At 52.4% G+C, this 9,034-nt stretch carries 5 protein-coding genes and 1 pseudogene; 2 read left to right on the plus strand and 4 right to left on the minus strand.

The features are described 5' to 3' along the window. Nucleotides 1-336: 336 nt before the first annotated feature. The 4 genes from cas2 to zapE form a co-directional block, all read right to left on the minus strand. Nucleotides 337-654, minus strand: a complete 318-nt coding sequence (gene cas2 / locus HMPREF2999_RS08430) for a CRISPR-associated endonuclease Cas2 (RefSeq protein WP_070675191.1) — start codon at nt 652-654, stop codon at nt 337-339. Further along, the gene (gene cas1, locus HMPREF2999_RS08435; protein ID WP_070675188.1) at nt 647-1,558 is read right to left on the minus strand and encodes a type II CRISPR-associated endonuclease Cas1; all 912 of its coding nucleotides are present in this window, start codon (nt 1,556-1,558) and stop codon (nt 647-649) included. The genes cas2 and cas1 overlap by 8 nt, the downstream gene beginning before the upstream one ends. Before the next feature lie 9 nt (nt 1,559-1,567). Continuing rightward, nucleotides 1,568-4,972, minus strand: coding sequence for a type II CRISPR RNA-guided endonuclease Cas9 (gene cas9 / locus HMPREF2999_RS08440; protein WP_070675185.1), 3,405 nt, complete (start codon nt 4,970-4,972; stop codon nt 1,568-1,570). Nucleotides 4,973-5,430: 458 nt separating this feature from the next. Continuing rightward, nucleotides 5,431-6,480, minus strand: coding sequence for a cell division protein ZapE (gene zapE, locus HMPREF2999_RS08445; protein ID WP_070675182.1), 1,050 nt, complete (start codon nt 6,478-6,480; stop codon nt 5,431-5,433). Between the two features lie 739 nt (nt 6,481-7,219). On the opposite strand from zapE, the gene HMPREF2999_RS08450 reads away from it, so the two are divergent. Together HMPREF2999_RS08450 and HMPREF2999_RS09505 are read left to right on the plus strand one after the other, a co-directional pair. Then, on the plus strand, nt 7,220-7,960 hold the full coding sequence (locus HMPREF2999_RS08450) for a DUF6318 family protein (protein ID WP_070675179.1): 741 nt from the start codon (nt 7,220-7,222) through the stop codon (nt 7,958-7,960). 374 nt (nt 7,961-8,334) lie between these two features. Beyond that, nucleotides 8,335-9,034, plus strand: a pseudogene (locus tag HMPREF2999_RS09505) (peptide ABC transporter ATPase); the annotation flags it as partial.

The following is a 9,034-nucleotide window of genomic DNA, read 5'->3' on the forward strand; positions in this document are numbered from 1 at the left end:
GAATCTTTCATTATTCGCCTTGATATACTTATTAGGCGGCAACTATAAGCATGACCGCGGTTGAGAATCTTTCATTATTCGCCTTGATATACTTACCTCAAGGTTATTATCTTTAGCGGTGCGGTTGAGAATCTTTCATTATTCGCCTTGATATACTTAAGTAATCAAGCGTTTCCCCTAGTCAGGGGCATAAATGGGGTAGTTTTTCGAAAGAAAAACTGCCCCACACTTGCATCAGATACCCTCTCTAAACGAGGCCCGAAAGGAAAAACGAGCCGGTGAGGTAGTGACCAGATAAAGCCACTACCCCACCGGCTCATTCATTACAAAAACCCTCTAGAAAATATCTAAAGCATCCGGCTTCTCCTCCATCTGCTGCACCTCCGGCCCCAAATGGCGAATCGAACCAGCCCACTGAGCATCCGTAAAACGCATAATACGAATCGCACCACCCGGCGGAACCTCAACCTGCAACCGGAACAAATCAGACCCCGTCGCATTCCCATTCAGATAGTACTTCGCATAAACACTCAACTGCATACGGTCAAAACCCAAATCCAGCAGAACATGACGATAACGATTCGCCAGCCTCCGCTCACTCTTCGTCTTCACCGGCAAATCAAACATCACCATCAACCACACAGGATCAGCCATCCTCACGCAACTCCTCAACAGCCGTCAACTCCCACACCGGAACCGACAACCTATCACGCCCACCCTCAACATAGAGCGCAAACTCAGAACAAAAATCCTCCACCACAGTACGAAGCTTAAACGGCGAATCACCATTCACCGCATCAGACAACACCTGCACCAAAGCCGCCTTCTCCTGCCGACCCAACTCAACAGAACCAGCAGAAATCAACTGATACACCGCAAAATCCACCGCAGGGCGGAACGGCTCCACCAAATCATCAACCAACGCAAAAGCATTCGAACGATGCCGGTGGAACAGCGACAGCGTGGGGCACAAACCCGCAGCAATCACACGAGTCAAAACCCTGCCGCGAAGAATCGTATACCCATAATTGAGCATTCCATTCACCACGTCATCAGAAAGCTGCTGACGACGGAACCCCCGCTCCGGAAGGAACGCACCCCAATACAGGCGCGCCCCCTGAGCCTCAGCATTCGACGGATCACCAGAACGCACCGAACGAGCCAATGCACGAATATCCGCAGCGCCCGGCCGCCCCATAGCGTCAAGACAATTCGCCTGACCACGAAGCTTAGCCTTCACAATCTGCATCCACGCATTCTTCGCGCGCGGCACACTCAACTCAGCCTGAGCCTCATGGCGAGTAAACACCTTCGTATTCTCAGACCAGTGATACAACGTAGAAATCGGCTGATTACGCCAATCACAAATCGCGGCAGCAACATCAAAACGTTCCAGGCCAGCCACCAGGCCGTAACCCCAGGAGCACCCCATACCGAGGAGAATAAAATCAACCTCAGCAAGTGGCGTGCTCCGCTCCCCCGCCACGATTCGCCCCCTCTCATACGACAGGAAGCCCTCATAGGCAGTGAAATCAAGAACACGCCACTTACTATCCATCACGCTCTCCTAGCCTTCCACGCCCAGAGCGCGCAACGCCGAAGAACGAACCTCGAACGAAGTCGGCAGATTGCCGTTACCACGCCAACGAGGGAAACCCAAGTTATTGCGACGAATAACCTTCAGGCTCTCCAAAGGCAGGAAGCCGCTAATAGCAACAAACAAGCCCCTCTGAACAGCCCTCAAAAGAATGACCTCAACGTCGCTCAAAGTCTTATCAGCAACCTTCTTCTGAAGCTCAGAAGGAAGCTGCTCAGCAGACAACAAAGCCGGACGAATGCGCAAAGTACCCGCATTATAGAAGCCATCCACACGCCAACGGCGCTCCGGCATAACCCGAAGAAGCCGATTCAGCTCATCATCACCACCGTGAGCAATGTAGTCTTCCGGATCAAACTCCAACTCATCATCCTGAGTAATCCACCCAAACTCAACCGCTTCGCCACTCTCAACCGCCTTGCGCACACCATCCTGCATGCCGCGGAAAGACTGAGAACCCGGATGAATGGGCATATGCAAAACATCACGGCTACCGCTTTCACGCATCAGCCACGGGAACTCCGCACCATACACACGGAGCATACCGAACTTCAGTTCGCTCTTCTTCGTCAGCCAACTATACAGGCGAGCATGATGAATCGAATTACCAATCTCAGCCGCGCCACGAGGAGTCAAAATCGATGCTGCCTTCTTCGGGAAGAACAGTACCTCATCATCAGCCTCAATGTAGCGGCCATCCGACAGCTCAAGCGAGCGAGCAGAATCCTCAGGAAGCTCCTTCAATTTACCCAGCACGTCCTTCATAGCCAGGTAAATCTCCGGATCGACAATACGCTTCACAGCATCAGCAGGCCATGCAGAACCCAAAGTCAGCTTCTTCACCGCATTAATCGTGTCATCGTGCACGGAGCCATTCTGCGGACGCAAACGGAGCGGACTCGCCACAGCAATAGCATCATCCTCAATTGCTTCAGCCAGCAAATCGCCCAAAACTGTAGCTGCTTTCTTCCACTCGGAGAACTTATTCTGAGATGCCTCGTACAGGCCGGTAAAGTTACGCCAATCTTCGCCCGGCTTCAGCTGATCACGGTCCAGTTTATCCAGCTCCAGCTCATAAAACGCACGCCTCAGCTGGCTACGCTGCTCCAAAGTCAAAGCAACCGAACGATTCAGGAGGGTCATAACTGCTGCATCAATTGCATGGTGGCGCACATCAAAACGGTTCTTATCACGCTCACCGCGCAGAAGAATACGCTCATCGATACCACCGGCGCGACGGGACTCGCGCGTTACGGCACCTGCATAAACGTCCAGCACCACACGGCTCTTATCATCAGGTGCAAGACCCTCATTAAAGTGCTGCTCCAAACGCTCACGCACCGCCACAGCCGCATACGAAGTCGAAGCCAGAGAACGCTCATCAATCGGCACATCAGCCTCCGTCTGCTTCAAACGACGAATCTGATTCTTGAACATTTTCGCCTTCTTAGAATCCTTAAAGGCCTCCAACTGGCGAACACGGTCAACGGTCTCCTGCAACTTCACAGGACCAGCCCAATCATAGAACAGCGTCCGCTTCTTCTTCGAATTACAATAATGGCACACCGCCGCCATATTCTCACGACGAGATGAACCTCCACCAGCACGCGGAACAATATGATCCAGCTCAGAAGTATCCGTCCTGATCACAGCACCGCAGTAAAGACACTGGGACTCCTGCTCCTGCACAATCAAATGACGACGAACTTCCGCGCGACTCGGATTTTCTACACCCGACTTACGCAGGTCACCGCGGATAAGCTCATTATTCTCACGGTTCTTCTTCTGTTCATTCAAAATCTCCTGACGCTGCGCAGGACCCACCAAACCAGTACGAGCATGCTCCACAGTAATCGCACGCGGACGACCCCACTGACGCTCACAATCCAACACAAAACGGCGCAGAATCGTCAACACACGGTCAACCGTCGGCTGACCAGTCTGCTCATCCAGCTTATCCAACGGGGGACGCCACGTATCGTCCACACCGAAGACAGCCTTACGGGCTTCATGAAGACCAACGCGGTACTCATGCATGTACTCGCTCAGCTTTGACAGGGTCTCCTGGCTATAAGCAACACGACCCTTCTCAAAATCAATATCAGAGAGCACTTCGCGTTCCTCAGCCGGCCAGCTCATATACAGTTCCGGCAAACCGGCTTCAGCCGCAGCCTCTTCAGTATCATCCGTTGCATCAACCAAAAATGAGATGAACAGACTACGCAACTGATCGTCATCAGTAGATTCCCACCACTGACGAGCCTCAGTCTTCTTACCCATCGCCTTCTCGAAGGCAGCAGACGAACGGTCGAAGGGCGCGGTCTTCTGCTGAACGTCCTCAAGAACCGGAGCAATCAGACGGTTGCCAGGAACACCAATCACCTCAGCAACATCAGCCCAGCTCGGCTGCTCATTAGCGGTGTAGCTCATCAAAAACTCGACAGCTACATCGTACTCCGCCTCAGTCAACTCACGCTTCGAACGAGAATCAGTACGTACACGCAGATTCGCCACCGAATCAAGAATGCGGAACTCCTGGAACTCCAGAGACGCGCGAATCGTTCGGTTCTTCGAAGGATTCAGAGGATCCTTACCTACACGCTCCGTCGGTACATATGCCATCTTATGCGTAAAAATTGCACTGCGAAGAGCGTCATACTGCCCTTCAATACCCTGAATCTCACAAATGCGACGAAGCTCAGCCAGCTGGTCCTCCTGACGGACCTTAGCCACCAGCAGAGGAGTACCACGTACATATCCAGTCTTTTTCTTCTTCCCATCCCTGGGACGCAGAAGAACCTCATTATTAGCGGCAAGAGCACCCAACATACCCAAAGTCGGATCAGCCGGAACCTTCTCACCAAACAGCTCACGCGCACGAGCCAGAATAATCTCAAAAGTCTCTGAGGGTTCTCGCGATGCGTTTTCCAGCCGATCAATAGACCACCACGGATTAGCCCAACCACGGTGACGAGCCATATGGCGCACAGCGCGCACCAAATGCTCATTCAGCTCATCAACGTTAGCCAGCTTAATAGAAGCCAACAGCGCACGCGAAGTCCATGCCTCATAGGTCTCAGGCTCAGGGCCTTCCGGCACAGTGTAGCCCAGATTCGTCAGCATCATATCAAGGTCGCGCAGACGCTGCTTACGGCGACGGTTCATGCGCATCGTACGACGAGCATCACCGCGAGTTTTTTTACGGCTCACAGGGGTCTTATTCTTCGTCGGGTCAAGACCACCGTCATGGCGGAAAGTCACCAAAGCCAACTTCTGGATAGGGAAACCAGCATCATCAAATTCGATAGCAGCAAGACCAACAGAGCGGTCACCAACATCGACACCGATACGATAGTTCTTCGGATCCGTAGACATGGCATACTCCTTCGTGAGTGATTGCAATCAAGTGCAGGCATTGCACTCTTGATAAGCATTATTGCGCCCATCTGAGACTAACAATAACCTGACTACGCCATATACGCATTCGAAACCGTCATTCACACCCCAAAAAAGCGCAAAAAAATTTTATGTGAAGCACTTGCAGAAGCAGCAAACCCCTGTGCTAGAATCAGTAACGAAAGATTCTTAATAAGGCGTCCTTCCGATGCTGACTTCTCACCGTCCGTTTTCCAATAGGAGCGGGCGGTATGTTTTTAACTTCCTTATCTACTGCAGGCATTTATGAGCCCGCAGATTTAACTAGCCAAGGCAAACAAAGACCCCCTCCGGATTCTCTCGTGGAGCATCCGGCGGGGGTCTTCACTATATAAACTTTTCGGCGCAGTTAACGCTGCGCAATTCACGCTGCCCAGTTTCGCGGCGCCAGGCGGCGGCTACTCAGATTCGCCGAGCATGCCCTCACGAGCCAACGCAGTCAAACGAGACACCGCACGGAAATACTTCTTCTGATAACCACCAGCCAGCATCTCCTCAGTAAACACCTTGTCAAAAGGCACACCCGAAGAAACAATCGGCAGGTCCTTGTCATACAGGCGGTCAGCCAACACCACAAAACGCAACGCCACAGACTGCTCAGTAATCGGGTGAACATCACGCCACGCAATACCATCCAGGCCATCAATCAGCTGACGGTAACGCGACGGGTGCACCTTCGCCAGATGCTCCACCAGGTCAGCGAAGTTATCAACACCAACAGTCTGGCCGCCGAACACTTCCTCAACCTTCGCATCAAACGCATCATCAGCAACAGGCTCCGGCGCAGCAGGCAGGCCACGGTGACGGAAATCCTCACCATCCACACGGCGCACCTCAAACTGCGAAGCAAGCACCTGAATCTCACGCTTAAAATCCTCAGCCGCGAAACGGCCCTCACCCAGCGCACCAGGCAGCGTGTTCGAGGTCGCCACAAGCTTCACGCCAGCATCCGCCAGCTCACGCATCAGACGAGACATGAGCACAGTATCACCCGGATCATCCAGCTCAAACTCGTCAATGCACACCAGCTTGTAGCTGCTCAACGCCTCAACCGTCTTACGGAACGTCAACGCACCCACCAGGTTCGTGTACTCCACAAAAGTACCGAACGCCTTCGGGCCATCCACATAATGCCACAGCGACGCCAACAAGTGAGTCTTACCCACACCAAAACCGCCGTCAAGGTACAGGCCAGCCTTCGTAGAATCCTTCTTCTTGCCACCAAACAGGCGACCAAAGAAACCGGCACCAGCACCGCCACCATTAATCTTGTCGCCAAAATCCTTCAGCTTCTGCACAGCCTCAGCCTGCGACGGCTGATTCGGATCAGGAATATAGCTATCAAAAGACACTTCACCAAAACGCTCAGAGGGGCGGAAACCCGCCAGCAACTCATCAGCAGAAACGCGAGGGATGCGGTCGGTCAAATGTACGGTCGTGGTGGGCACAAAAACTCTTTTCTTCAGTGACGGCGATGTGACTTCCGCTTTAAGTGTAGTACTGTCTAACACCCCGCGTGAGCCGCATGAGTTGCCCGCCACATTACGGGCACGAGGAGGGGGTGGGGTGGGATATGTGGGAGGGGCTTCTGAGCTGGAACGCGGAGGGCGGGATTGCGAAGGCCTGGGCGTTCGGGTGCGGAGGCTACTCTGTTTTTTGGGCTGCTCAGTACCGGGTGGAGGTTCGGTCATGACTTAGCAATTTCAGTCATGACTTAGTGTCTTTGGTAATGGTTAAAACCCCCAGCCCAAAGTCACTAACCCATTACCGAAAAAACTAAGTCATTACCGACCCCCGCCCACATATCCGACGCAGACCCAAATTCGGTAATGGGTTACGGATTCGTGCCATAGGTTAGTGTCTTTGGTCGTAGTTAAAAGCCATGGCAGAAGACACTAAACCATGGCACAAATTCTGCAGGGGTGGCGCCTTCGTGGACGCAGAGATATTTGATGCATAAAGCATTGATGTGTCCGAATAATGACGTTCAGATACTATTGCACCCAAAGCAACGCAAATAGACACAAAGATGCGGTAGGGTGGTAACTGTAGTGTTCCATGACGCATTGATGCGTTTGTTGGGTGCGCTACGGGGCTGTTTTCCTTCCGGTGGTCAGTTTGACCTGCCAATAATGGCCTGACATGCACATATATCACACCGTCACCGATGATAGGAGCGTATCTTCTATGGATTCGACCATTTTCAACCGCCGTACCCTGTTGGGCAGTGGCACACTTGTGGGCATTGGTGCCCTGCTCGCAGCCTGCGGCCAGCAGGCAAATAATGAGGCGGCAGCCACCGCCTCCGCAGCGCCGAGCGAGTCGGCTTCGGCGTCTGCGGCGGTATCTGAGTCGCCTTCGGCGAGCGCCACCCCTAAACCAAAGGTTACTCGCGGATACTCAGGGCAATCCAAAGCACCCGACGGCGAGTACCGTAAGGCCGACGGCTACGGCCCTGCACAGAACGTCCCCAAGCCCCGTAATGAGCCTGCTCAGTATCCTGAGACCGAAGAAGGAATGCAGAGCATGATGGAGGATTGGCTGAAGTCTCATAACTACGGAATCCAGACCGGTGATTGTAGTTATGCACGAATGTATATGGGAAAAAATACACAAGAGTATAAATTCTATGACTATCTTGAGGGGCTATACCAGCGCGGTGGATGGGTTATCGAAGGAACCGACGGCTACCAGCAGGAAGGGGCCTTTACTTTCAACTCAGATACTAAAGAGTACATGCTGATAACACGCCACCTATGGACTTACATCACATATGTTGAGACTAATGGGCAAACAACCACTAATAAAAATACAGCGGATGATGATGATATTTGTGCATTTATTCTTAATTTTAACGATGGATACTGGAAAATTGTAAACACTCTTTCTCAGAGCGATCTGGTCAATAAAGGGATTCTGAAGAAATGATTTTCAAGCTTATCAAACCTGCTAATCTCTTATTGTGTACCGCGTTGTTTTGTCTAAGCTCTTTTACTATAGCTAACGCGGCAGAGTGTCAGAACCCTGACGGGCATTGTGTACGGTTTCCTGGCGAAACTTCAACACCGGCTCCTCCTCCCAGACCTTCAGGCGAAGGCGAGAGAGATACCAGCACAAGCAATTCACAGACTGACAATGCGACTCTTGTAGCTGACACGAAAAATGCAGAAGAAGAATTTAGAGAGAGAACCGTTGAGATGCGAGATGGCAGCGGTCAAAAAATGTACTTCCCAAAAAGCGGCGCACAGGCCAATGGAGGTATTGAATGTTATACGCAAGATAAGCGTCCTGGCCACTACGTCATGGGATCTCTACCTCAGGGAGATAACGCCTACAAAATCCCCAACCATGTTGGCGGCCACTACTGCGTACCCAACGACACCAAAACGCTGACCTCGAATAACCCCGAACAACCCAAGGGACCTTCTCCTGAAGAAATGCTCCAAGAGATTGAGGACCAATTCGCTAAAACCGATATCCAGGCTCCTGTGTTGAAGCAGTCCTATAACCTTGGCTCTGGTCAGGGTAATGACAACCCCAACGTCTACAAGAACCAGGCGGTCAACTTCTACGTTGACGCACCCACCGCACGTTGGGAAGGGGACCTGATGATTGGCCACGTGGAGATGGAATCCTACCCCACCCAGATGACTATCCAGTATGGCAACGGTGATGAGGGTAGCTTCTACACGATGGGTAAGCCGGTTAGCAGGGCACGTGGTGAAGAGTCACGCAAGACCGCGACCAGTTATGTCTATAAGCGTTCGGGCAACTTCCACGCTTACGCGACGGTGTCTTACTCTGGTCGTTTCCGTGTGAACGGCGGTGACTGGCATGCTCTGGATGTCGTGTTGACGAAGGAAACTGTCGATCCGTTGCTGATTCGTGTGTGGTGGGTTGATGTGGGCCGTGTCGGCGGCACCTGCGATGAAGACGATACTCGTTGGGGCTGCAAGAACGACCCCACCATGGGTAAGAAGGATAACCCGAACCCGCGCCTAC

Source organism: Rothia sp. HMSC066H02, from assembly GCF_001814995.1.
Taxonomy (GTDB): domain Bacteria; phylum Actinomycetota; class Actinomycetes; order Actinomycetales; family Micrococcaceae; genus Rothia; species Rothia mucilaginosa.

Bases quoted from the DNA above. Each gene is read 5' to 3' on its own strand.
- cas2 (WP_070675191.1), bottom strand. From the start codon at position 654: ATGGCTGATCCTGTGTGGTTGATGGTGATGTTTGATTTGCCGGTGAAG.
- HMPREF2999_RS08450 (WP_070675179.1), top strand. From the start codon at position 7,220: ATGGATTCGACCATTTTCAACCGCCGTACCCTGTTGGGCAGTGGCACA.
- cas1 (WP_070675188.1), bottom strand. From the start codon at position 1,558: ATGGATAGTAAGTGGCGTGTTCTTGATTTCACTGCCTATGAGGGCTTC.
- cas9 (WP_070675185.1), bottom strand. From the start codon at position 4,972: ATGTCTACGGATCCGAAGAACTATCGTATCGGTGTCGATGTTGGTGAC.